Here is a 23,925-nt window from a genome sequence, read left to right as displayed (position 1 = left end):
TTTTCAGGTCTGTGATTACTGATAAACTGCGACTTCAAACTTTAAGCATCCATTTTGCCAAAACCTACTGTTTCACGATACATTTGAGGAGAAACATCGGCATTCGTCTTAAAGAAACGGCTGAAATAATGCTCATCGTCATAGCCTAATTCGTACGCGATTTCTTTTACAGTTTTGTTGGTTAGATAAAGTTCTCTTTTAGCTTCAATAATAATTCTTTCCGAAATTAAATCAGTTAAAGTTTTATTGAAATAATTCTTAGACAATTTCGCTAATGCTTTTGGAGAAATATTCAATAATTCGGCATAATTTCCGGCTGAATGTTTGGTTTTGAAATTCAGTTCTATGGCATCTTTCAAATTTTGAAGAATGAAAGGCTCTTTTGAATCTGGAACCGATTTCATTTCTTCCAATTGCTCTGTTTTTAGCCTTGAAGCCGTAATTAGAAAAATCTTTAAATAAGAAATTAGCAATTCATATTGTGCCAATTCTGCGTTTTGAATTTCAGCTTTCATTTGATCAATAACCATATTAAAAGTTTGCGAAGCTTGTTCTGTAACTTGCACATATGGAGGTTGGTAAATGTTATTGAACAAAACACCATTGCACGAAACCTCTTTTTGATGCATATGAATGCAGTAAAAATCAGGATGAAAATGAATGGCAATTCCTTCAATCGGTTCGCTTACACAAAGCATAAAAGGCTGATACGGAGAAAAGGCGAGAAGTGAGTTTTCTTCAAAATGATGTTCTGCAAAATCAGCTTTTACTTTGCCTTTTCCTTTAGTGACCCAAATCAAAGAATAATAATTGTTGCGCTGTAAATGGTCGAAATGGCTGTTGTCATCAAAAGGGAGAATTTTAAAAGCCAAATTCCCGTTTTGCGGATTGATTAAAGTAAAAACATTTTGAGAACTCATGAGTTTTTGTTTTTTAAAGCATAAAGATAGCCATGAAATAAATCCGTAGCTATCTTTATAAATTGTTTTTTGTTATAGTAAATGTGTAAATCTTGATTAAACTGTTGGGAAGTCTATTTCAGTATTTGCTACATTATTAAAGTAGTTTGTTAAAACGTTTAAAGCTACGTGACCGATAGTTTCTGCAATTTCAGCATCAGAAACTCCAGCATTTTTAGCTTTATTTACATCTTCATCGTTTACTAAACCGCCTTTGCTGATTAATGTTTTAGCCAGTTGTAAAATCGCTTCTGTTTTTGCGTCTTCAGAATTTCCAGATCTTGCTGCTTTTAAAACTGCTGGATCTGCTTTTACTAATTTTTCTCCAATAAAAGTGTGTGCTGCCAAACAGTAATCACAAGAGTTGCTTTCTGAAACTGCTAAAGCGATTAATTCACCAGTTTTCGCGCTTAATTTTCCGTGGCTCAAAGCGCCACTTAAGTTTAGATATCCTTCCAGAACCGCTGGAGAATTCCCCATTGTTCTCATCATGTTTGGTACAACGCCTAATTTTGCTTGAACTGCGTTGAATAAATCTTTAGTTTTTCCTGTTACTTCTTCTGGGTTTAATGCTGTTAATCGTGCCATTTTATTTAATTTTTTAAAGTTGTTATTTGTTGTTGTCTTTTGACATTACAAAGTTGCAACGATTGCAGATTTTAGAACATGGAGAATGTACGCTATGTAATGGACAATTTTCCCTGAGGTTTTTTTAGGAGCTATTTCCCGCTATCCGTTCCAATCTTTTGTGCCGAACCCCGGCACAAAAGGATTTCCACTTCTATCGGGGCTAGGGCTCTCGTTTTTATAAGATTGTTTTCGTTTAGTTTGTCATCCAGATGAAGGAAGGATCGCACTTAGAAATTCTGCAAACAATTCACGCAATCTTGACGAAGGAGAAATCTTCGCAAGTAACTCCGCAACGAAAATCAAATCTCTCGAGCTTCTTGTGAAGATTTCTCCTTCGTCGAAATGACAAATAAGGCGTAAAAAAAAGGCTGTTCCTAAAGAACAGCCTCTTTTTAGAGTTATAATTTTGAAAAAACTATTCCAAAACACTTGCAGCATCTTGAATTGTTGTTGCGTGATAACCAGATTTTGCTTTATCGAAAACTTTTTTAGCCCAAACTTTTCCTTCTGGAGTTTTGACCATTTCTTTATAAAGCATCATGATAGATCCAGTTCTGCTGCTTCCAATTAAGAATTGCTCAATTGCAGGATCAGCAGCTTTGTATTGATGACGAATTGCCTGAACAAACCATTGGCGTTTAATAATGAAATTACCTCCTTTAGTAAAGTTGAATTCTTTGTCAATTGCTTCCATTTCTTTTGCTGTAATATCAGCTGGAAGATGATCTATAAAATGCTGTTTTTCGGCAGTAGTTGTGATTTTTTTGCTTAAACCTGCAACGCCAGTTTCTCTCCAGCTTTTTTGGATGGCATCAATTGCGTCAAATTCTGCTGAACTTACAGGAACGATGTTTGATGGAATTCCTGGTTTGTAAATCCAATTGTCTAATTGGATTTTATCTGCTAAAGCTTTATCTCCTTTGATAAGATTTTCGTTTAAATACTTTACAAAATCTTCTGTTGTGATAGATTGAAAAGCATGAGAATCAAAATAATTTTTGATAAACGGATCAAATTTATCGCGTCCAACGGCATTTTCAATAACTCTTAAAAAAGAGTATCCTTTTACATAAGGAATCATGCTAATTCCGTCGTCAGGATTTCTTCCTGTCAAACTAACTTTTAATCTTGTATCTGGATTTGTATCTCCATATTCAGCAACATTATCAACCAATTCTTTGTTGGTGATAACGTTTTGCATGTCAAATTCTTTTTTTCCGAAGATTGCTTCTCCAATTCTGTGTTCAACATAAGTAGTGAAACCTTCGTTTAACCAAATATCATCCCAAGTGGCATTTGTAACTAAGTTTCCGCTCCAGCTGTGTCCTAATTCGTGTGCTAATAAGCTTGTTAGCGAACGATCTCCAGCAAGCACTCCTGGAGTTAAGAAAGTCAAGTTCGGATTCTCCATTCCGCCATAAGGGAAACTTGGAGGTAAAACCAAAACATCATAACGTCCCCATCTGTATGGTCCGTATAATTTTTCTGCTGCATTTACCATTTTGCCTAGCTCAGCAAATTCATAAGCAGCGCTTTTTAAAACAGATGGTTCTGCATAAACTCCAGTTCTTTTGTCTATTGCCTGAAATTCGATGTCTCCAACTGCAATTGCCATTAAATAAGAAGGAATTGCTTTGTCTTGTTTGAAAGTATAAACTCCAGTCTCATTTTTCTTCTGCGGATTTACAGCGCTCATAACCGCTAATAAATCTTTCGGAACCGTAACTTTTGCATTGTAAGTAAAACGAACTCCTGGCGAATCTTGACATGGAATCCAAGTTCTAGACCAAACGCTTTCGCCTTGAGAGAAAACAAAAGGTTTCTTTTTGTCTGCAGTTTGTTCTGGTTTAAGCCATTGTAGTGCAACACCATCTTTAGTGGTGTTGTAGTAAATGTTTACCTTAGTCGTGTTGGGTTCAATAGTGATATGAAGCGGTTTCCCGTGAAATTCTGTGTCTTTTCCAAGCTCGAATTTAGTTTCTTTTTCTTCGTCGCCTAAAGTTACTTTGGTAATATTTAAAGTGTTTTCGTCGAAAATAATTTCATTTCCTTTACTGATGTTGTCAATTGTCCAAGATGCTTTTCCTGAAATGGTCTGAGTGTCAAAATCAACTTTGATGTCCAAATCAAGATGTTTTGCAACAGCGAGTTCTGGTTTAGAGTAACTGTGTTCGTCTGTAACAGCAGCAGTTTTTTCTGTTTTCTCTTTTTTCTGGCAGGCAATTGCTGTCAGAAATAAAGCGACAAGAATTAGTTTCTTCATTTTGCGAGGTTTTGAATTTGAGGATGAAAATTAAATAAAAAATCCCATTTTGAATAAACAAAATGGGATTTAATTATAAAATTAACAACGATTACGCCAACATTGTAACTGGGCTTTCGATGTATTGTTTTAATGTTTGTAAGAACTGAGCGCCAGTTGCACCGTCAATTGTTCTGTGGTCGCAAGCTAATGATAACATCATTGTGTTTCCAACTACGATTTGACCGTTTTTAACTACTGGTTTCTCAACAATTGCACCTACAGAAAGGATTGCAGAGTTTGGCTGGTTGATAATTGAATTGAATTCAGTGATACCAAACATACCAAGGTTAGATACTGTAAAAGTACTTCCTTCCATTTCTTGTGGTCCCAATTTTTTGTTTTTAGCTCTTCCAGCAAGATCTCTCACTGAACCTCCAATTTGAGATAAACTCATAGCGTCAGTAAATTTCAATACAGGAACAACTAATCCATCTTCAACAGCTACAGCAACACCAATGTTTACGTGGTGGTTGATGATGATAGCATCTTCTTTCCAAGTAGAGTTGATTTTTGGGTGTTTTTTCAATGCTAAAGCACAAGCTTTGATTACCATATCGTTGAAAGATACTTTTGTATCTGGAACGCTGTTGATAGCAGCTCTAGCTTGCATAGCTTCGTCCATACTTACTTCGATCACTAAGTTGTAGTGAGGCGCAGTGAATAAAGATTCAGAAAGACGTTTTGCAATGATTTTACGCATTTGAGAATTTTTGATCTCTTCTGTGTAAACTTCACCAGCAGGAACAAATACTTTTGGAGCAGCAGGAGCAGATGCTTCTTGTTTAGCAGCAGGTGCTGAAGCAGTCGTTTGAGCCTGAGCAGATGGAGTAAAGTTTTCGATATCGCTTTTTACGATTCTTCCGTTTTCTCCAGATCCTTTAACTTGGCTTAATTGAATTCCTTTATCAGAAGCAATTTTTTTAGCTAATGGAGAAGCTAAAATTCTTCCTCCGTTTGAAGTTTCAGCAACAGCTTCTGTAGCTTGCGCAGCAGCAGGAGCAGCTTTTGTTTCTTCAGCAGCAGGAGCACTTGCAGTTGCAGCGCCACCAGCAGTAAAGTTATCAGCAACTCCAGAAATGTCAGTTCCTGCAGGTCCGATGATAGCTAATAAGCTGTCAACAGGAGCAGTGCTTCCTTCTTGAATTCCGATGTATAATAATGTTCCAGCATTGAAAGACTCAAACTCCATAGTAGCTTTGTCAGTTTCAATTTCTGCTAAAATATCTCCTTCAGCTACAGTATCACCAACTTTTTTCAACCAAGTTGCTACTGTACCTTCTGTCATTGTATCACTTAAACGTGGCATAGTTACTACTACAACACCTTTTGGTAATTCAGCTGCAGCTTTTGCAGGAGCAGCAGCTTCAGTTTTTGCTTCAGCAGCAGGAACATCCGCTTTTGGAGCTTCAGCAGCTGGAGCGCCACCACCAGCTAAAAGAGCAGAAATATCTTCTCCTTCTTTACCAATGATTGCTAATAATGAATCAACAGGAGCAGTTTCTCCAGCTTGAATTCCGATATGTAAAAGAGTTCCTTCGTTAAAAGATTCGAACTCCATTGTTGCTTTGTCTGTTTCAATTTCAGCTAAGATATCACCTTCGCTTACTTTGTCGCCTACTTTTTTAAGCCAAGTTGCTACCGTTCCTTCAGTCATAGTATCGCTCAAACGAGGCATAGTTACTTTAATCGCCATGATATTATAATTTATGAGGTGTAAATGGATAGTCTTCCTGTGCGTATACTACATCGTATAATTGTTGTAAGTCTGGATATGGAGATTCTTCAGCAAATTTCGCACATTCTTCAACCAAGTCTTTAACTCTTTGATCAATTACTTCAATTTCTTCTTCTGTAGCATATTTTTGATCCAAGATTACATCAAGAACTTGAGTAATTGGGTCGATTTTTTTGTACTCTTCAACCTCTTCTTTAGAACGGTATAATTGTGCATCAGACATAGAGTGTCCTCTGTAACGGTACGTTTTCATTTCAAGGAAAGTTGGTCCATCTCCGCGACGAGCTCTTTCGATAGCTTCGTGCATTGCTTCAGCAACTTTTACAGGGTTCATTCCGTCAACAGGTCCGCAAGGCATTTCGTAACCTAAACCTAATTTCCAGATGTCAGTGTGGTTTGCAGTTCTTTCTACAGAAGTTCCCATTGCATAACCGTTGTTTTCAACGATAAACACAACTGGAAGTTTCCATAACATTGCCATATTGAAAGCTTCGTGAAGAGAACCTTGTCTAGCAGCTCCGTCACCAAAATAAGTTAAGGTAACACCGCCAGTGTTAAAATATTTGTCTGCGAAAGCAATACCAGCTCCCACAGGAATTTGAGCACCTACGATTCCGTGCCCACCATAAAAACCATGTTCTTTAGAGAAAATGTGCATAGAACCTCCCATACCTTTAGAAGTCCCTGTTGCTTTTCCTAAAAGTTCTGCCATTACGTTTCTAGGATCAACTCCCATACCGATTGGCTGAACGTGGTTTCTGTAAGCAGTGATCATTTTGTCTTTGGTCAAATCCATAGCGTGCAATGCGCCAGCTAATACAGCTTCTTGACCATTATATAGGTGTAGAAAACCTCTAACTTTTTGTTGGATGTATAATGCTGCAAGTTTGTCTTCAAACTTTCTCCAAAGCAGCATGTCCTCATACCACTTTAAATATACCTCTTTTGTAACTTCTTTCATCTGAATTCTTTCTTTTGCTAAAGTTGTTTGTGTTATCGATTATTGTGCCTGTAACGCAAAATAGTTTCCTCCCACAAATTTGCGCCCGAAAGGTCGGGATGCAAAAATAAGACATTACATTTAAGAACTAAAATTAAATGACTACTTTTTGGCTTTTTTTTACAAGAACTTTTTGTCGAACATCAAAGGGAGTAAGTTTTTCAAAGATGAAGATTTGTAAACTTCGCCAATTTCTCCCATAAAATAGATTTCTATAGGAGTGTCTTGTTTTATCTCATATTCTGCTATTGATTGCCGGCAAGATCCGCAAGGCGGAATAGGAGCAGTGGTCTGATTGGTGTCTGAAGCTGCTGTAATTGCCATTTTCAAGATTTTTGCTTCAGGATAAGCGCTTCCCGCATAAAAAATAGCGGTTCGTTCAGCGCAAAGTCCAGAAGGATAAGCCGCATTTTCTTGATTGGAACCTAAAATAACTTTTCCATTATCTAGAAGTAAAGCAGCGCCAACTTTAAACTTTGAATAAGGTGCATAAGCTTTTTTTCTGATTTCTACAGCTTGATTCATTAAATTCTGAATTTCGGCTGGAAGTTCATTTAAATTGTCAAATATTGTAAATGAAGAGGTTATATTGATTTCTTTCATCTGTTTATAAGGGAAAAAAAATCCAAATTCCTAAAATGCCGGAATTTGGATTGAATTATTTTTTATTGTAATCTTTTTTTCTTTAGTAATTGTCGTATTTGTCTCCAAAGTTAAACGTTAAAGAGAAACGAAGCGTGTTTTCTAGTGGATTTTTTATTTTAGATGCAGAGAATAGGTACGAAACATCAATTTTCATGATGTTGTATTTAAATCCTGCTCCTAAAGAGAAAAATTGCTTAGCACCTTTCTCTGGGCTTTCGTGGTAATATCCTAAACGGAAAGCAAATGCATCTTGATACATGTATTCCCCAGCGATACTGTAAGTTACCTCTTTCATTTCTTCTTTAAATCCGCCTGGAGCATCGCCAAAAGATTTGAACATTCCTTCAAACCAGCCAATATCGTTATAATTTCTATAGCCAATATCTGTTGCTTCTTGTTGAGAAATATCTTCTGGATCGTCAAAATCTCCGTCGCCATTTACGTCAACTGGGGTTCCGATTCCTGGAGGGGTCGGAACTAGAAGTTTAGTAAGCTCGGCACTTAAGGTAAGTTTGTTGTAATCGTCAAAAATAAAATCAAATCCTCCTCCTAATCTTAAATTGGCAGGTAAGAAGTTAGAGCTTACATTATCATTGTCGTAACTGATTTTTGGCCCCATATTCTGAAGGTTGATACCAGCTCTCCATCTTCCGTTGAAATCCTGATAAGCAATTTCTTCTGATTGATAAAAAGCGGCTACATCAACAGCAAAAGAGCTTGCAGATGTGGCGTCAACTTCTTCTGAAGCAACTTTTAAATTCGAATTAATAAAACGCGCAGCAACAGCCATAGAGAATTTGTCGCTTAGTTTAAGCGAATATGATCCGTCTAAAGCAAATTCGTTAGGATTAACTTCTCTTACTGCCTCATTCGGATCTCCAGTATATCTTAGCTCGATTCCTCCAAAACCAAAATAACGGAAACTTCCTGCAAACGCGCTTCGTTCGTTGATTTTGTTGTAATACGTAACTTGACCCAATGAAATATCATTGGCAAGATCGGTTAAATAAGGAGTGTAACTGATAGAAAGACCTTGTGCATCTTCAGAAAATGCATACTTAGCAGGATTCCATTGTTGTGAGAAAACGTCTGCAGAAGTGGCAACACCTTGGTCAGCCAAACCTGCTGCTCTAGCATCAGCAGCGACTAATAAAAATGGCACTCCAGTGACTATAGGCCTTGATTCCTGAGCCTTTGAAGTGTAAATGCTAAAAATACAAATTAATAAAAGTGATAGTTTTTTCATTTATTGGATTAGTGTTTTGGTGATGCAAATATATATAATATTATAGGATGACAAGCTTTTCGTATTTTTCTGCTTTTTTATTTGTTAAATTAGATTTTACAGTCAGTTTGTAAATATACACTCCTTTTCCGATTCTATCGCCAAAATCGTCTCTTCCGTCCCATGTTATTTCTCTCGATAAAAATCCTTCTGTCGTAACGGTTTGATTTTTTGTCCAGACTACTTTTCCTGTAATAGTCATTACCTGAACTTGCACATCTAATGGCTCATAAGGTCTATTATGAGAAAACCAAAATTGTGTATAAGTTGAAAATGGATTTGGGTAATTAAGAACGTGTGATAATGTCAAGGAATCGTCTCCGACAACTGTAAATTGAATTTCACTCGTAACGGGATTATTGTAAACATCCCAAGCAGTAAAACTTATGGTATGCAGTCCAGGAGCTAAATTTCGGAACGGAAAACGTAGATTTCCGTTGGTGTAATCGTCTAATTTTGTCTGATAGTAATCGTTCAAAATATAAGGATTACTCACGTCTCCATCTAAAATGGCGACAATATCATGGCCGATTCCGCTTGCTGTATTTATTCCGTTCTCGTCTTCTAAAAATGCCAAAAGAAATGGCGATTCATTTGTAATTCCTCCCGATACAAAAGTTTCATCGTTCATATATAACTTCACTTTTGGACTTATATTGTCCTGTGGTGCATTTTCGTTTATTCCTCCAATTTTAATTGTGTTGTTGTAGCCAGTTTGGTTTTCTAATGATTCGTTCTTTTTCGAATAAAAACTGATTCGGCCATTATCAACAGGAATTCTAATGTCTCTAGGAACGACAAAACTAAATTCAAATTGTCCGTTGGTTACAGATGCATTTCCTCTAAAAATGGTTTCTCCAAGTGTTTTAAATTGCATTGGTGGGCTAAAACCATCATTGTTTAAAGTAGTGTTTGTAATTAATTTGTCAAATATAGCTGTGGCTAATTCTCCATTGTAATTGCTTAAAAGAGTGTTGTTTTCATCTGTGATTTCTCCTGAAATTTTAATTTTTGATAATGATTTTAAATCAGGAATAGTTTGTGAAATCACAATATCGTTTACTTTCGTTAAATTAATTCGTGGTTTTGGAATGGAAAGCATTAAAGCAGGATCGCCTATATAAAAGACAACATTGCTCGAAGAGCTCGGATTTTCATTTTTGGATATTCTTAAAGATTCGGCGATAGTGTTATATTGATTTGAGCCATAAGAAAGAAGATTTTTGCTAATTGTTTTGTTGAATTCTTCAGCATTTGTCTGTCCGATTTCTCTAACAGTGGTCAGCATTGAAATTGCGCCTCCTTTTGGATTCCAATACACATATTCTCCAGCTGTTGGTCTTGTCGGGTCGTCAAAACGGGAAAATTCGCATGTAATGGTAATGAATAGCGGATATTTGTACTGATTTGCAAGGTTTTGCCCGTCAGATTTCTCCCAAATTCTTTCGCTAGCCAGTCCATCTTCGCCACCATGTCCTAAATAATTAAATATAAGAGCGCCTTTTTCAAAAGCATTAAAAAAATCTGTTCTTGCTTTCGGATATCGCGATCCACCAGCGGAAGCTTCCTGTGTATAGGCGTCCAGAAAAATTTTATCAATATTAAAAAAAGGCTTTTCAGTCGCGATTTGATCTGCGAGAGCATTTTGGTTTGCTTGTAAAGTCTGGTCGCCAGATCTATCAGAGTCATCGCTAATTAAAACGATATTGTTTCTCCAATTTCCATAAGATTTTGTGTCATGATATTCTATGACTTTGTTTACCATTTCCTGAGCTTGTGCGTTGTCTGAAACCAGCATTCTTCCTAAAGCAATATCAATCCCAGCAAGAGACGGAATAATAACTCCTTCGTTAACATCCATTAGTCCATAAAAATCATCAGAGGGAAATGAAGCTTCGCCTACAGTATTGCTTATTAGAGATTGATATATAGGTACAATATTGGTGTTGTTTGAAATTCTGTCTTTGTAGTCGTACGAAGCGTCTCCAAATAAATTTAAGTAACGTACTCTCTTGTCTGATGAAGAAGCATTGTCGTAAATATATTTGACACAATTTCTAATAGCGGCAATATCTTGTTTACCTGAAGAAAATTCTTGATAGATGTTTTCTAAAGAAATAACTTTTACGTTTAAGCCGGAGTTTGTTCTATGAAAATTGGCTAATCGCTCGGCTTGAGACGCTAAAGATTTTGGGGTCACAATAACATAATCAATATCTTGAAAAACATTTTGACTGTTTCTAAAAAGTGTTCCTTTTAAATTCTGATTGGCAATTTTTGATTGATTTTCTTTTAATGGAGCATAATAATCAGAAGGATCTATGGCAACGTATTTTCTAACTTCTCCTAAATTAGCTTTAAAGCTAAAAGAAGACTGATTGGCATTTTCAATTTTAGAAACATTATATAGGTCTGAGACGTCCCAGATTTGCGTTATCGGTGATGCATTTCCAATTGTGTAATTGACGATTCCAGCCGCAGAACCAGCCGCATTGTGTTGAAAATGGAATTGCTTGCCAGTGCCTAACAGTTTTCGTTTTGCGGTTAAGTTGATGTAATCCAAATAGCCTTTTGATCCTGGAACACCATTATTATTATAGGTAAGTTTTATTTTGATATTGTCGGCTCCGGTAAATTCGGTATTTGAAGGGAGCTTTCCTGTTGTGTATTTGGTGTCAGAGTTGGCTATTAACGGCGGAAAGCTTATCGAACCTGCATTTTGTCCGTTGGCTGTTATGGCAAAAGAAGTGGTGGTTAATGATGCAGCTGCTGCGCTCACTTCCATTTTTACAGGTACAGAAGTGTCGAGGTTTGGAAAGCTGAAGGAGAATTCCTGTTCTTGGTTAATATCAAATGATTCTCCGAGCCACTGGCGTCCAAGATGCACAATATTGGTTTGATCAATTTCGTGGTATTGATAGTCATCAAACGTGTTTAACTCTAAAGTGCTGTTTCCTGTCGGCTGATTTAGATTTTGAATGCGTTTTCCATCTCCTCCAGAAGCGGTAATATAATAGTAGGATTTGCTATCATATAAATTTAAGTTGGTCTGGCTTTCAGAATTCCAGCTGTCAGTTCCTTCGGCATAAAAAAGAATATAATCTTCGTTGTTAAAAACACCATCGTTTTCGCCAGCTATCTGTATGGCATTTTCTATTAAGTCATTGGGATAATAAGTACTGTTGGCAAGAGGAAGCATTCTTCCGCCATTTCCATAAATTTTTATTCTTCTTGGGTCAACTTTAGAAGCGTCAAATCCTAAACTTTGTAAAAAAGACCTGTCTATTCTGTAAACGCCTGATTTCTGAATATAAAACCGATACCATTCGCCAGAGGCCAAAACAGAATTTATTATTGCTGCCGATTTTTGAAATGAAGAAGTCGATGCAGTTCGTGAGTTTGAATTGCTAATAAAGTAAGAAAAGGATTTTATGCGTTTGTAGCTGTTTCCTTCCTTAATTATAGGAGACAAAGAAAGAAAAGAATATTTTATATCTCTTGCGTTTGTAATTATTACAGATTCATTTGGCTTTTCAGGTATGTTTTCGGGTGTTAAATCTCCTAAATCAGCTCGAGAAATTGATTCGTAAACTATGTTGTTAATTTGTGCTGAACTGCCGTTTGAAATGCCAGACTGATTTAAGTTTTGAAGCAATGTTATGCTTTTTTTTGTAATGTCGAAGCGGAAACTGCTTCCTGAGAAGTATGGAATTATAATTTTGTTTTCGCCATAATTTACCTCTTTCTTATTTTGCCAATCGATTGTTATCGTCCCATTTAACTGTGAGAATGAGAGAATTGGGATTAAAAAAATGTAAATTAGAAATGCTTGCTTCATCTGTTAAAAAGGCGAAATTTAATTAAAAAATAATTAGTAAGTAAAAATATAGTATTTCATGTTATAGTAATAATAAAAAGTATATTTTTGCGTTCGTAACTAAAGGTTATTTTCTGGTAAAAAACAGCTAAATAAAATTATTAGAACAGATGTTGCCAATTAAATGTTAATTATTATATTGCAGCACCTAAATTTATCACCTAAGAATGAGTATGAAAGTAAACAAAATTGTAGTCTTGCAGTTAATGATGTCAATGGTATTGATGTTGGGCACGGCTAGTTGTAGCAAAAAATCGAGTTCCACTCACGCTTCTAGAGCTACTGGCTGGGATGTAGATAGTCAGAATGGAACTGCTGCCAGAAATGCAGGTAAAAAACAACAGGCTGGTCCTGGTTTAGTTTTTGTTGAAGGAGGTACGTTTACTATGGGTAAAGTACAGGATGATGTTATGCACGATTGGAATAACACGCCAACTCAACAACACGTTCAATCATTCTATATGGATGAAACTGAAGTTACGAACGGTATGTACTTAGAATACCTAGAGTGGTTAAAGAAAGTTTTCCCGCCAACAGAAGAAAATTACAAAAACATTTACGAAGGAGCATCTCCTGATACATTAGTTTGGAGAAATCGTTTAGGATACAACGAAACGATGACTAACAACTATTTAAGACACCCATCTTATGCTAACTATCCTGTAGTTGGTGTGAACTGGATTCAAGCAGTTGAATTTAGTAAATGGAGAACAGACCGTGTTAACGAGGCTGTTTTAGAGAAAAACGGATATCTTAAAAAAGGAGCTAAAACAAATGATGTAAATGCTGAAAATGCATTTAATACAGAAGGATACTTAATGTCTCCAAGTACATCACGTGGAGCAAGCGAAGAAATCGTTTTAAAGAAAAATCCAACTGGAAGAAGACCTAAAGCTGGTAAAGACGGTGTTGTGCCAGAAGAGAAAAATGTTTACGCACAACGTTCATCTGGAATTATTTTACCAGAATATAGACTTCCTACAGAAGCTGAGTGGGAATATGCAGCTGCAGCTGACGTTGGACAAAGAGAATACAATATCTACAAAGGACAAAAGAAATATCCTTGGTCTGGAGATTACACACGTTCTAACAAACGTAAAAACAGAGGTGACCAATTGGCTAACTTTAAACAAGGAAACGGTGATTACGGTGGAATTGCAGGCTGGTCAGATGACGGAGCAGATATCACAAATGCTGTGAAAAGTTATGCGCCAAACGATTTCGGTCTATACGATATGGCAGGAAACGTTGCAGAATGGGTAGCTGACGTTTACAGACCTATCATTGATAACGAAGCAAATGATTTCAACTACTATAGAGGTAACCAATATGCTAAAAACAAAATTGGTAAAGATGGTAAAATTGAAATTGTTACAACATCTACAATTAAATATGACACTTTAAGTAACGGTAAAGTTATTGCAAGAAACCTTCCAGGAGAAATTGCTCAAGTACCAGTTGACGAACAAGAAACTTATTTAAGACAAAATTTTAGCCAAAGCGATAACATCAACTACAGAGATGGTGATAAGCAATCTTCTAGATTTTTCGATTTTGGTGATTCAGAGTCTGGGCCAAAAGCAGATCAGGCAATGTACAACTCTCCTAAACACAATGTTACAACAGACAGTTTAGGAAAAATGATTAGAAAATATGATAACTCTAGTAAACGTACAACTTTAATCGATGATAAAGTAAGAGTTTACAAAGGAGGATCTTGGAGAGATAGAGCTTACTGGTTAGATCCAGCTCAAAGAAGATATTTCCCTCAAGATATGGCGACTGACTATATTGGTTTCAGATGTGCAATGTCTAGAGTAGGTTCAAAATCTGAAAAAAGAAAATCTCCTAGAAACTAAGATTTAGGAATTCAAATACTAAAAATTCCAAATTCCAAAAGCTGAATATTCAGTCTGGAATTTGGAATTTTTTTATTGTTTTTTTCTACTTTTATGACTTATTAAAAAATATATAAATGAATATTCAAGACATTCATAACTTGTTTTTACAGTGCAGTTCCCTGTCTATTGATACAAGAAAAATCGAAAAGAATTCAATGTTCTTCGCCATTAGGGGAGAGAATTTTGATGCGAATACATTTGCTAAAGAAGCATTAGATTTAGGTGCTTTATTTGTTGTTATTGACAATGCATCTTATTTTATTGATGATAGGACGATTTTGGTGGAAAACAGTCTGAAAACGCTTCAAGAATTGGCAAAATTTCACAGAACTTATTTGGCTCTACCAATTGTTGCCTTAACGGGTAGCAATGGAAAAACAACTACAAAAGAATTAATCAATGTTGTACTGTCAAAAAAGTTTAAAACAAAAGCGACTGTAGGCAATTTAAACAATCATATAGGCGTGCCATTAACTTTGCTTTCTTTTACCAAAGAAACAGAAATTGGGATTGTAGAAATGGGAGCCAATCACCAAAAAGAAATCGAATTTCTATGCCAGATTGCACAGCCTGATTTTGGCTACATAACCAATTTCGGAAAAGCTCATTTGGAAGGTTTTGGAGGAGTTGAAGGGGTGATTGCTGGTAAAAGTGAAATGTATCAATATCTTGCAGCGTACCAGAAAACTGTTTTTGTAAATCTTGAAGATCCTATTCAGATTGAGAAATCAAGAGGAATAAAATCATTTACTTTCGGGGTAAAAAAGGAAAATGCTAATCTAAATATTCAAAATATTGCTGCTAATCCTTTTGTAGCTATTGACTATGATGATTTTTCTGTAGAATCACATTTGATTGGACTTTATAATGCTAATAATATTAATGCGGCTGCAGCAATTGGAAAATACTTTGATGTAAAAGAGAGCGATATAAAGAGCGCTATTGAAAATTATATCCCGGCCAACAATAGATCTCAAATGATGAAAAAAGGATCAAATGAGATCATTTTAGATGCATATAATGCCAATCCGAGCAGTATGGCTGTTGCCATTACTAATTTCTTACAGTTAGACAAGAAAAATAAGATTATGATTCTTGGAGATATGTTTGAATTGGGAGACGAAAGCCTTTATGAGCATAAGGTTATTGTTGATTCTTTGGCAGATCAAAAACAGGCACAATGCTTCTTAATAGGAAAATCATTTTTTGCCAATAAGATTTCAAATAAAAATATTCAGTTTTTTGAGACATTTGACGCCTTTGCAGAATTTCTAAAAACCTTCAAATTTGATTCCAACATGATATTGATAAAAGGTTCGAGAGGTATGGCCTTAGAGCGAACTTTAGATTATATTTAAAAAAAAGAAAACCATTCAAACTGAATGGTTTTCTTTTTTTATATACTCATTAAAAATCCAATTAGGTTTTCTTTTTTGTTTAATCCCAATTTCTTTCTTAAACGGTAACGGGCTAACTCAACGCCGCCTGTCGAAATATTCATAATTTCTGCTATTTCTTTGGTCGACATATTCATTAATAAATAAGTTGACAAATCCAACTCTCTAGGAGATATAGTTGGATATTGGCCTTTTAAACGCTTTAAGAACTCGAAATGTACGTTTTTAATGTGTTTTTCCAAGTCTTTCCAGCTCTTGTCGGTATTTACTTCTTTTACAATGCTTTTATGCAGTTTGCTGAATTCGGCCTTAGTGGTTTCATCTAGAATTCCAGTATCGATATCTTTTAGTTTATGGATGATTCCATTTAAAACTTTATTCTTTTTTACAACTTGTAGGGAATTGTTTACTAGTTCTTTATCTTTTGCTAAAATTTTGATTTGGAGCTTATCGTTTTTCAGTTTTTCAATTTCTTTTTCCAAATCATGCTGTTCGTGTCTGATTTTCGCTTCCTTTTCAAGATATAATCTTCTCTGTTCGATGGTCTCATAATACCTGTTTTTTCTAATCTTCAGTTTGATTCTGATTGAGATTAGATAAGCGCCAAGTAAAATGAGTACCAAATAAAATAAATAAGCCAAAAAGTGTCTGTACCAAGGAGGCGATACCGTAAATTCGACTTCGGTAATATTCGATTCTATGCCATAACTATTTCTGGCTTTTAGTTTCATTAGATAATTGCCTTCCCTTAAATTCGTGTATTCTTTGATAGCTGTAGACGACCAACCGCGCCAGTTCTCTTCAAAGGGTTCTAATTTGTAGGAGTACATTACATTTTCCTGATTTTCGTACGTTGGCGATGCAAAAGTAAATTTGACACGATTGTGTTTGTACGGTATGCTGTATGATTCCAATTTATTTGTTAGATTTCCAGTCAAAATTGTATCTCCAGGATTCGTAAAGCTTTCAATAAAAGCTTTCGGTTTTGTCATAAAAGTGTTTGGAATAGTCGAATTGTAATGCGCCAAACGATCTGTTAAGCCAATGAAAATGTTTTGTGGATCTATTGCGTTAACCGAAATGTAGTTATTTACCAAATTCCCTGTTAAATTCGAAAATATCGCTTGCTTCTTGGTAAAAGTTCCATTATTATTTTTGACTAATACGCCAAGAGATTCATTAAACGCGTACCAAAGGTTTCCTGCAGAATCCTCAATTAAAGTGTTGATAGTAGGTATGCCCTCAAATAATTTCGTTATTTTTTTATCTTCAAAAAACGTTTCTTGTTCGACAGAATATCTATAAAAATGATTTTTTACTTGGAAATATACTTTACCGTTAATGTTTTGGAGACTGTTTATTCCTTTAAATTTTTCTGAAATGTTGACATGCTTTTTTATGAAATCAAATCTTTTTAAATCTTCGGATAACTTTACTTGATATAAAAAAGGATTTTTTTTCAGCCATAAATAATTTGCGTCAATTTCTACAGAAAAATTATTGGTCGTTTCATCAAATCCTTTTACTTGATGCAGATAGTCATATCCAGTGGCCGATCGTTTAAAAACAGAGAATCCGTTATAGCTTTCTCCTATAATATAATTTTCGTGATCTGGTATTTTTTTAAATCCAAAGTATCCTTTATTGTCTAGTATTTTTGACACCCTGTTGTTTTCGATAATTAATGCCCCACTATTACTGGCGCATATTAAAACATTATTTAAGACTTGAATATTCCAAACTTGAGAAATGGTTCCTTCAACTCTTGAGAATGGACTGTCTTTAAATGAAGCGCCCCAAGGATGGTAAAATAACCCCTGATTGGTAGCTACATACAGGTTTCCGTTATGTGTTGTTGAGGCGTATACTGTACCGATGTTATAACTGTAATCAAAATAGGAAAAGGGCGAATTTTCATTTACAAAGGTAATACCATTATCAAGCCCAAGCCAGATATTGCTCTTTTTGTCAACAAAAGAGGCGAGAATCGTATTGTTCTGAATACCCTTTTGACGATTTAAATGCTGAATTATTTTTCCGTTTAAATCACAGATAATGGCTCCGTCCAATACAGAATTAAGAATTATAAATTTGTTTTTGATTATTGATCCGCCAAGCGAAGTATTTTTCTTGACAAACTCGTTGGCTTCTGTTGCCCACGGTTTAATTATCCCATTTTCAGATATAAACAACCCTTTTTCTAAAGTAGCGTATAATAATTTGTTGTTTGGCAATTGAAAAAGAGACCATATTTCTTTGTCATTAAAAACAGTAGTTCCTTTTATTGCTGTAAGTTTTCTGTTTTTGTATTCAAGTACTCCTAACGTTTTATCTTGAAAATACAAACGGTTATTAACCAAAAAAGAAAATTGGAACTTGTGAGGAGCGGTTAGAGTGGTAACTTTTTCATTTTTAAGAAAAAATACTTTACTAAAAGACTGAAAAATAACTTCTCCATTAAAAATATGAATTCTCCAAATGAGATTTATATTTTCTTTATCTATTGGGCTCAATAGATTGTATAAAGAATGATACTTTAAAATTCCCTTTTCATCATTTTTAAAATAACCAAATTCGTTATTTCCTCCAACAAATATTCTTCCTAAGGCATCAATTTTCAAGCTTCTGATCTCAGATTTGTTAGGTAAAGAGTATTTATGCCAGTTAGAGCCGTCAAATTGGATTAGACCGCTGTTATTTGCGAAATAAATATTTCCATTTTTATCTTGGTCAATACTCCAGTTTTGAGTTCCACCTTTGTACTCTGATCTTTTATAATTTTTTATATCTGGAATTCCGATATTTTTTACCTGAGAAAAACTTTTCGTTTGTAAGAAAAATAACAAAAACAATGCGAAAGATCTAACTACGGATTTCATAAAATTTTAAATATATTTTTATTATAAATGCTTTATTTTGATTTTAAATTGTTGATTTATCAAACAGAATAAATCGAATTTTTTAAATTATTTTTAATTTATAACGTATTACTTACTGCTAAACTACTGTAATATACGTTTTTTTTAATTAACATTTTTGTAACATTTTTTTTTCAAAATTAAATTATTGAAAATTAATTAATTATGTAATAAATGTTGTGTTTTTGTAGTGTGTTAAAATTTAATTTGAAGTGTTTTTGTAAAGAAATTTAATCTAATACTTATTAAAATTTAACATTATAATTGCAATGAATTACTAATTAATTAACCAAAATTTTTAGAAAAATGAAATTAACAAAATTATTTATTTTTTGTATTTCGTCTTTACTGTTTTCTGTTGTCACCTTTGCTCAGGATGTGACCATAAATGGAATCATTAATGATGAAAGTGGATTACCCGTCCCAGGTGCGACGGTTTTAGTAAAGGGAACCAATAAGGCAACTGCGTCTGACTTTGATGGGAAATTTCAGATTAGCGCTCCCTCTAATGGAACTTTGACAATTAGTTTCGTTGGTTTTGAAACTTTAAATGAGGCAATAAACGGAAAAACAAAACTTACTATTGTTCTCAAGGCAGTATCTCAAAGTTTAAATGAAGTTGTGGTTATCGGATACGGAACACAAAAGAAAGCTTTAATTACTGGCGCTTCCTCGAATTTTAAAGGAGAGACACTTCAAGAGTTAAATACAGGATCTGCAATGGAGGCGCTTCAAGGTATTGCGCCAGGTATTAGTATTACTAGAAATAGCGGAGCTCCGGGTGCTGGTACTAAGGTTACCATTCGTGGATTAGGAACCGTAGGAAATTCTGATCCTTTATATATTGTTGATGGTGTAACTGTTGGAAATATTGATTATTTGAGCCCTTCAGATATTGAGTCTATTGATGTTCTTAAAGATGCTGCTTCCGCCGCAATCTATGGGTCTAGAGCAGCAAACGGAGTTGTCTTAGTAACTACTGTAAAAGGTCGCAAAGGAAAACCAGCTAGAATTAGTTATGATTCATTTTTTGGAATTCAAAACACGTATAAAAACGTAGATCCTCTAAATGCACAAGAGTATATGTATATTATGGATGAAGGACGAGTTAATGACGGACTTGCTCCTCATGATTGGAAAGCTATTTTAACAAATAATAGTTGGTTGGAGAATAATTACCCAGGAGCTGGAACTCAATATGGAAATGAAATTTGGGAAAAGCTTCAAAATGGATGGAAAGGAACAAATTGGGTGGATGAAATGTCAAAAAAGAATGCTCCTGTTGTAAATCATGCGCTTAATATCACAGGAGGAAGTGAAGATATTACTTACTCAGTTGGTCTTTCCTACTATGATCAAGATGGTATAATTGGAGGTAATATTGTAGATGCCGGATTCAAAAGGTTAACTGCAAGAATGAATACTCAAATGGTTCTAAAAAAGAATGATAACCATAGTATTATAACCATAGGTGAGAACTTAACTTTTACAAATACTCAAAATAGAGGAGTATCGTCTGGTAATATTTATGGTAACGATTTGCATAATGCCATTGTTCAGAATCCATTGCAACCGGCATATTGGGAGCCTGGTATTGAAAGAAATATTAATGAATTTGGTTTTTCACCAACTTTAGATGGTTTATCTACAAATCAAACAAATCCTTTAGCAGTGTTATTCTATAGAAGTAATTACAACTATCCTAAAGATTATAAAATTGCAGGAAACGCTTTTGTAGAGATTGAACCCATTGCTAATCTTAGATTTAAATCGGTTTTTGGTATAGATTCTTGGTTTGGAAATGGTAGATCTATGAATCCAACATATCATTTAGGAGTATTGTATAATGATAATGTTGATGGAGCTTCTCAATATTCTTATTTTGGAGCTAACTCGACTTGGACTAATACAGTTTCATATCAAAAGCAATTTGGTAATCATAATGTTAATGCTGTTGTCGGAATCGAGCAATTTAAAAATATAGCAAACAATAATTTAAGTGGTTCTCGAAATGGGCTATTATATCCAGGGGATCCAAGATATGCATATATTAACAATACTAAGAGCCCAACTTCTATAGCAGATATCAATACTTCTGGATTTGATTCTGCTGCTGGCGGAGGTGGTATTATGTCTTATTTTGCAAGAGCACAATACGATTACAAAGAAAAATATCTTCTTTCTGCTATCATACGTCGTGACGGATCTTCTAATTTCGGAAATGGATATAAATATGGTAATTTCCCTTCTGTATCTGCGGGTTGGGTTATTTCAAAAGAAGATTTTATGGCAAGCACTTCAAAAGTTCTTAACTTCTTGAAATTAAGAGGAAGCTGGGGGCAAAATGGTAATCAGGCTATTCCTCCATTTATTTATTCTTCTACTATTGCATATGCTTTTCCTGGTTACTTTTTTGGAGATACGAAACCAGTTTCAGGTCCGACATCATATCCTGCTAGAGTTCCAAATCCATATGTTAGCTGGGAAACATCAGAACAGTTAGATTTCGGATTAGATGCAAGCTTATTTGATTCTAGATTAGGAATTACATTCGACTGGTATAATAAGACTACAAGAGATTGGTTAGTTGAAGCTAAACCTCCAGGAACATCTGGTGCAGCACCTCCTTATATTAACGGTGGAGATATTGAAAATAAAGGTTTTGAAATTTCTGTAAGCTGGAAAGATAAAATTGGTGATTTTAAATATGGACTTACTTTAAGTGGAGCTTCTAACAAAAATAAAGTTACTAAGGTTGCAAATGCTGATGGAATAATTCATGGACCAAGCCATGTTTTGTCTCAAGGAACTTCAGAAGTTTCGAGAGCACAGATAGGTTACCCAATTGGATACTTCTATGGATTTAAAACTGCGGGAATTTTGCAGAACCAACAAGAAGTTAATGCTTATGTTGGCCCAACTGGTCAGCCATATTTTGCAGATCAGCGCCCAGGAGACGTTCGTTTTGTAGATTTAAACAATGACGGTGTTATTGATGAAAAAGACAAAACAATGATAGGAGATCCAAATCCAGATTTTCAATTGGGTATTCAGTTAAACTTAGAATATAAAAATGTATACTTAAATACTACAATGTCTGGAAAATATGGAATGCAAATAATGCAGTCTTATAGATCATTCTCTGATATGCCAAAACAAAACTACACGTCAGATGTCTTTAATCGTTGGCACGGAGAAGGAACTTCAAACAAAATGCCTCGCTTAAGTTCAGTTTCTAATAGAAATACAAACGAGATATCTGATATCTATATGCAAAATGCAGATTATCTTAGAATTAATAATTTAACGGTAGGTTATAATTTTAATGAAATATTGAAAGATGTCAAGTTTATAAGTAATCTGAAATTCTACGTAGCAGTAAACAACTTATACACTTTCACTAAATATGATGGTATGGATCCAGATGTTCGTTTTGGACATGATGCAAGTTGGGCTTCTGGAATTGATTTAGGTTTATATCCGCAAGCAAGAACAGTGATGTTTGGACTTAGCGCTGATTTTTAATATTAATACAACGAAAATGAAAAAACTAAAATATATTATAGCGGTTTCTGCAATTTTTATCGCAACAAGTTGTGATGATTATCTGGATCAGGATAATCTTGGAGAAAAAGGCTTGGAGACTTATTATAAGACGCCAACAGATATTGAAGAAGCAATGGCAGGTGTTTACAATGCCATTTACACAGCAAATATCCATAGCGAAGAACAGATTGCAGCCAATTTGATGGACAATATGATGCTTGGTGGCGGTGGTCCCGATGATAAAACAGCCAAATGGGTTGATAATTTTGAAGATCCGGCAGAAGATACCTATCATGATATGTGGAAACAATCTTATAACGGTATTTCGAGAGCTAATGCTATTATAGAGTCAGTTCCAAAAGCAGATTTTTCTAAGTATTTTAAAACTGCTGCTGAAGCAGAAGACTTTAAGAAACAGGCATTAGGAGAAGCATTATTCATGAGAGCTTTCTTTTACTTCAGATTGGCTAAATTTTTTGGTGGAGTGCCACTTATTATGACGTATGATGCAGATAGATATGTAGGTAGATCAACTTATTCTGAGACTTTTGCAGTTATAGCTTCTGATTTAAAAGCTGCTATTGAGACCATGCCTTCAACGCCTTTCACTAGTATTCCAACAGCTAGATATGGACATGCTAACAAATGGGTTGCTGAGGCATACTTAGGGCGTGTTTACTTGTTTTATACAGGATATATGACTAATGTTGAAAAACAATCAACTACAGATTTGCCTCTTCAAGGTGGAGGTAGTATAACAGCAACGCAAGTAGCTTCTTATTTAGATGATTGTATTAAAAATAGTGGGCATAAATTGGTTCCAGATTTTAGAAATCTATGGCCTTATTCTTATGTCAATAAAAGTGCAGGAAACAATGTATTGCCTTGGGCAGCTACTGAGGGGTTGTCATGGGTAGGGCAAGATGGTCTTAGTCCAACATTTGGAACAGGAAATCCAGAAACTATGTTTGTACAGAGATTTTCTTTTGGGGACTGGGGATGGACTAACGGTAATATCTATACCAATAGACTTGTTTTATTTAATTCTATGCGCGGTAATTCATTAGTTCCGTTTGGTGAAGGCTGGGGATGGTGTACTATAAATCCAAAATTATACAGCTCATGGTCAGACCTGGATCCGAGAAAAAGAGGTTCTATTCTTGAAGTTGGAAGAGCAGATCAGGGAACTGCAGGATATGCGAAAGATAAAGGAGATCACGAAACTGGTTATTTTAATAAAAAATATACATCTATTCAGCACGATAATGGTTCAGGATCAAATGTTGGTATGTTTGTTCAATTATATGCATGGGCAAATACAGATATGCAGTTAATGCATGCTCAAGATTTTATTTTTATGCGTTTTGCCGATGTATTGTTAATGCATTCTGAAATTACAAAAACTCCCGATGGTATGAATACTGTAAGAGCTAGAGCAAAATTGGCTCCAGTTGGATATTCTCTGGAGGCTATTAAAGATGAACGTCTTCATGAATTTGCATTTGAAGGTATCCACTGGTTCGATATACTTCGTTGGGGAGATGTTGAAAGCTCATTTAATGATGTAATTCCAGTTCGAAATTCTGGTGTTGAGGCTAATTATAGCGTGAAGTATAGACCTGAAACAAAAGGTTTGGTTCCAATTCCAGAAACAGAAATGAGAATTTTAAATGGAGTTTATGTACAAAATCCAGGTTGGTAATTCAATAACTATTAATAACAAGAAA

At 35.0% G+C, this 23,925-nt stretch carries 13 protein-coding genes; 4 read left to right on the top strand and 9 right to left on the bottom strand.

Annotated elements, in window-relative coordinates; genetic code table 11:
* Positions 1–41 precede the first annotated feature (41 nt).
* The 8 genes from BB050_RS05245 to porU form a co-directional block, all read right to left on the bottom strand.
* Positions 42–920: a helix-turn-helix domain-containing protein gene (locus BB050_RS05245; RefSeq protein ID WP_066032852.1), complete on the bottom strand. Its 879-nt coding sequence runs from the start codon at positions 918–920 to the stop codon at positions 42–44.
* A gap of 96 nt (positions 921–1,016) precedes the next feature.
* Positions 1,017–1,547, bottom strand: a complete 531-nt coding sequence (locus BB050_RS05240) for a carboxymuconolactone decarboxylase family protein (protein WP_066032851.1) — start codon at positions 1,545–1,547, stop codon at positions 1,017–1,019.
* Between the two features lie 457 nt (positions 1,548–2,004).
* Positions 2,005–3,852, bottom strand: a complete 1,848-nt coding sequence (locus BB050_RS05230) for a hydrolase/aminopeptidase (protein ID WP_066032849.1) — start codon at positions 3,850–3,852, stop codon at positions 2,005–2,007.
* Between the two features lie 91 nt (positions 3,853–3,943).
* Positions 3,944–5,587: a dihydrolipoamide acetyltransferase family protein gene (locus BB050_RS05225; RefSeq protein WP_066032848.1), complete on the bottom strand. Its 1,644-nt coding sequence runs from the start codon at positions 5,585–5,587 to the stop codon at positions 3,944–3,946.
* Positions 5,588–5,591: 4 nt separating this feature from the next.
* Positions 5,592–6,590 (bottom strand): pyruvate dehydrogenase (acetyl-transferring) E1 component subunit alpha, encoded by a 999-nt coding sequence (gene pdhA, locus BB050_RS05220; protein ID WP_008466667.1) that lies wholly within the window; start codon positions 6,588–6,590, stop codon positions 5,592–5,594.
* A gap of 159 nt (positions 6,591–6,749) precedes the next feature.
* Positions 6,750–7,232: a cytidine deaminase gene (gene cdd, locus BB050_RS05215; RefSeq protein ID WP_066032847.1), complete on the bottom strand. Its 483-nt coding sequence runs from the start codon at positions 7,230–7,232 to the stop codon at positions 6,750–6,752.
* 82 nt (positions 7,233–7,314) lie between these two features.
* Positions 7,315–8,520 (bottom strand): type IX secretion system outer membrane channel protein PorV, encoded by a 1,206-nt coding sequence (gene porV / locus BB050_RS05210; protein ID WP_008466669.1) that lies wholly within the window; start codon positions 8,518–8,520, stop codon positions 7,315–7,317.
* 40 nt (positions 8,521–8,560) lie between these two features.
* Positions 8,561–12,397: a type IX secretion system sortase PorU gene (porU, locus tag BB050_RS05205; RefSeq protein WP_066032846.1), complete on the bottom strand. Its 3,837-nt coding sequence runs from the start codon at positions 12,395–12,397 to the stop codon at positions 8,561–8,563.
* A gap of 212 nt (positions 12,398–12,609) precedes the next feature.
* Between porU and gldJ the strand changes: the two genes are divergently transcribed.
* Complete coding sequence (gldJ, locus tag BB050_RS05200; RefSeq protein ID WP_008466671.1) at positions 12,610–14,295, top strand: gliding motility lipoprotein GldJ; 1,686 nt, start codon at positions 12,610–12,612, stop codon at positions 14,293–14,295.
* 116 nt (positions 14,296–14,411) lie between these two features.
* On the top strand, positions 14,412–15,695 hold the full coding sequence (locus BB050_RS05195) for a UDP-N-acetylmuramoyl-tripeptide--D-alanyl-D-alanine ligase (protein WP_066032845.1): 1,284 nt from the start codon (positions 14,412–14,414) through the stop codon (positions 15,693–15,695).
* A 38-nt stretch (positions 15,696–15,733) separates the two neighbouring features.
* Here BB050_RS05195 and BB050_RS05190 read toward each other — a convergent pair whose 3' ends face one another.
* Entirely contained in the window at positions 15,734–18,613 is a 2,880-nt protein-coding gene (locus BB050_RS05190; protein WP_066032844.1) for a helix-turn-helix and ligand-binding sensor domain-containing protein, read from the bottom strand.
* A gap of 345 nt (positions 18,614–18,958) precedes the next feature.
* On the opposite strand from BB050_RS05190, the gene BB050_RS05185 reads away from it, so the two are divergent.
* Both BB050_RS05185 and BB050_RS05180 read left to right on the top strand, forming a co-directional pair.
* Positions 18,959–22,177, top strand: a complete 3,219-nt coding sequence (locus BB050_RS05185) for a SusC/RagA family TonB-linked outer membrane protein (RefSeq protein ID WP_066032843.1) — start codon at positions 18,959–18,961, stop codon at positions 22,175–22,177.
* Positions 22,178–22,193: 16 nt separating this feature from the next.
* Positions 22,194–23,900, top strand: a complete 1,707-nt coding sequence (locus BB050_RS05180) for a RagB/SusD family nutrient uptake outer membrane protein (RefSeq protein WP_066032842.1) — start codon at positions 22,194–22,196, stop codon at positions 23,898–23,900.
* Positions 23,901–23,925: the final 25 nt, after the last annotated feature.

It is taken from the genome of Flavobacterium anhuiense (genome assembly GCF_001705175.1).
GTDB classification, from domain to species: domain Bacteria; phylum Bacteroidota; class Bacteroidia; order Flavobacteriales; family Flavobacteriaceae; genus Flavobacterium; species Flavobacterium anhuiense.
The sequence above is the reverse complement of the archived record's forward strand: the minus strand, read 5'-3'. Positions and strand labels throughout refer to the sequence as shown.

Bases quoted from the DNA above. Each gene is read 5' to 3' on its own strand.
- gldJ (WP_008466671.1), top strand. From the start codon at position 12,610: ATGAAAGTAAACAAAATTGTAGTCTTGCAGTTAATGATGTCAATGGTA.
- BB050_RS05180 (WP_066032842.1), top strand. From the start codon at position 22,194: ATGAAAAAACTAAAATATATTATAGCGGTTTCTGCAATTTTTATCGCA.
- pdhA (WP_008466667.1), bottom strand. From the start codon at position 6,590: ATGAAAGAAGTTACAAAAGAGGTATATTTAAAGTGGTATGAGGACATG.
- BB050_RS05195 (WP_066032845.1), top strand. From the start codon at position 14,412: ATGAATATTCAAGACATTCATAACTTGTTTTTACAGTGCAGTTCCCTG.
- BB050_RS05190 (WP_066032844.1), bottom strand. From the start codon at position 18,613: ATGAAATCCGTAGTTAGATCTTTCGCATTGTTTTTGTTATTTTTCTTA.
- BB050_RS05185 (WP_066032843.1), top strand. From the start codon at position 18,959: ATGAAATTAACAAAATTATTTATTTTTTGTATTTCGTCTTTACTGTTT.
- BB050_RS05240 (WP_066032851.1), bottom strand. From the start codon at position 1,547: ATGGCACGATTAACAGCATTAAACCCAGAAGAAGTAACAGGAAAAACT.
- porV (WP_008466669.1), bottom strand. From the start codon at position 8,520: ATGAAAAAACTATCACTTTTATTAATTTGTATTTTTAGCATTTACACT.
- cdd (WP_066032847.1), bottom strand. From the start codon at position 7,232: ATGAAAGAAATCAATATAACCTCTTCATTTACAATATTTGACAATTTA.
- porU (WP_066032846.1), bottom strand. From the start codon at position 12,397: ATGAAGCAAGCATTTCTAATTTACATTTTTTTAATCCCAATTCTCTCA.
- BB050_RS05230 (WP_066032849.1), bottom strand. From the start codon at position 3,852: ATGAAGAAACTAATTCTTGTCGCTTTATTTCTGACAGCAATTGCCTGC.
- BB050_RS05245 (WP_066032852.1), bottom strand. From the start codon at position 920: ATGAGTTCTCAAAATGTTTTTACTTTAATCAATCCGCAAAACGGGAAT.
- BB050_RS05225 (WP_066032848.1), bottom strand. From the start codon at position 5,587: ATGGCGATTAAAGTAACTATGCCTCGTTTGAGCGATACTATGACTGAA.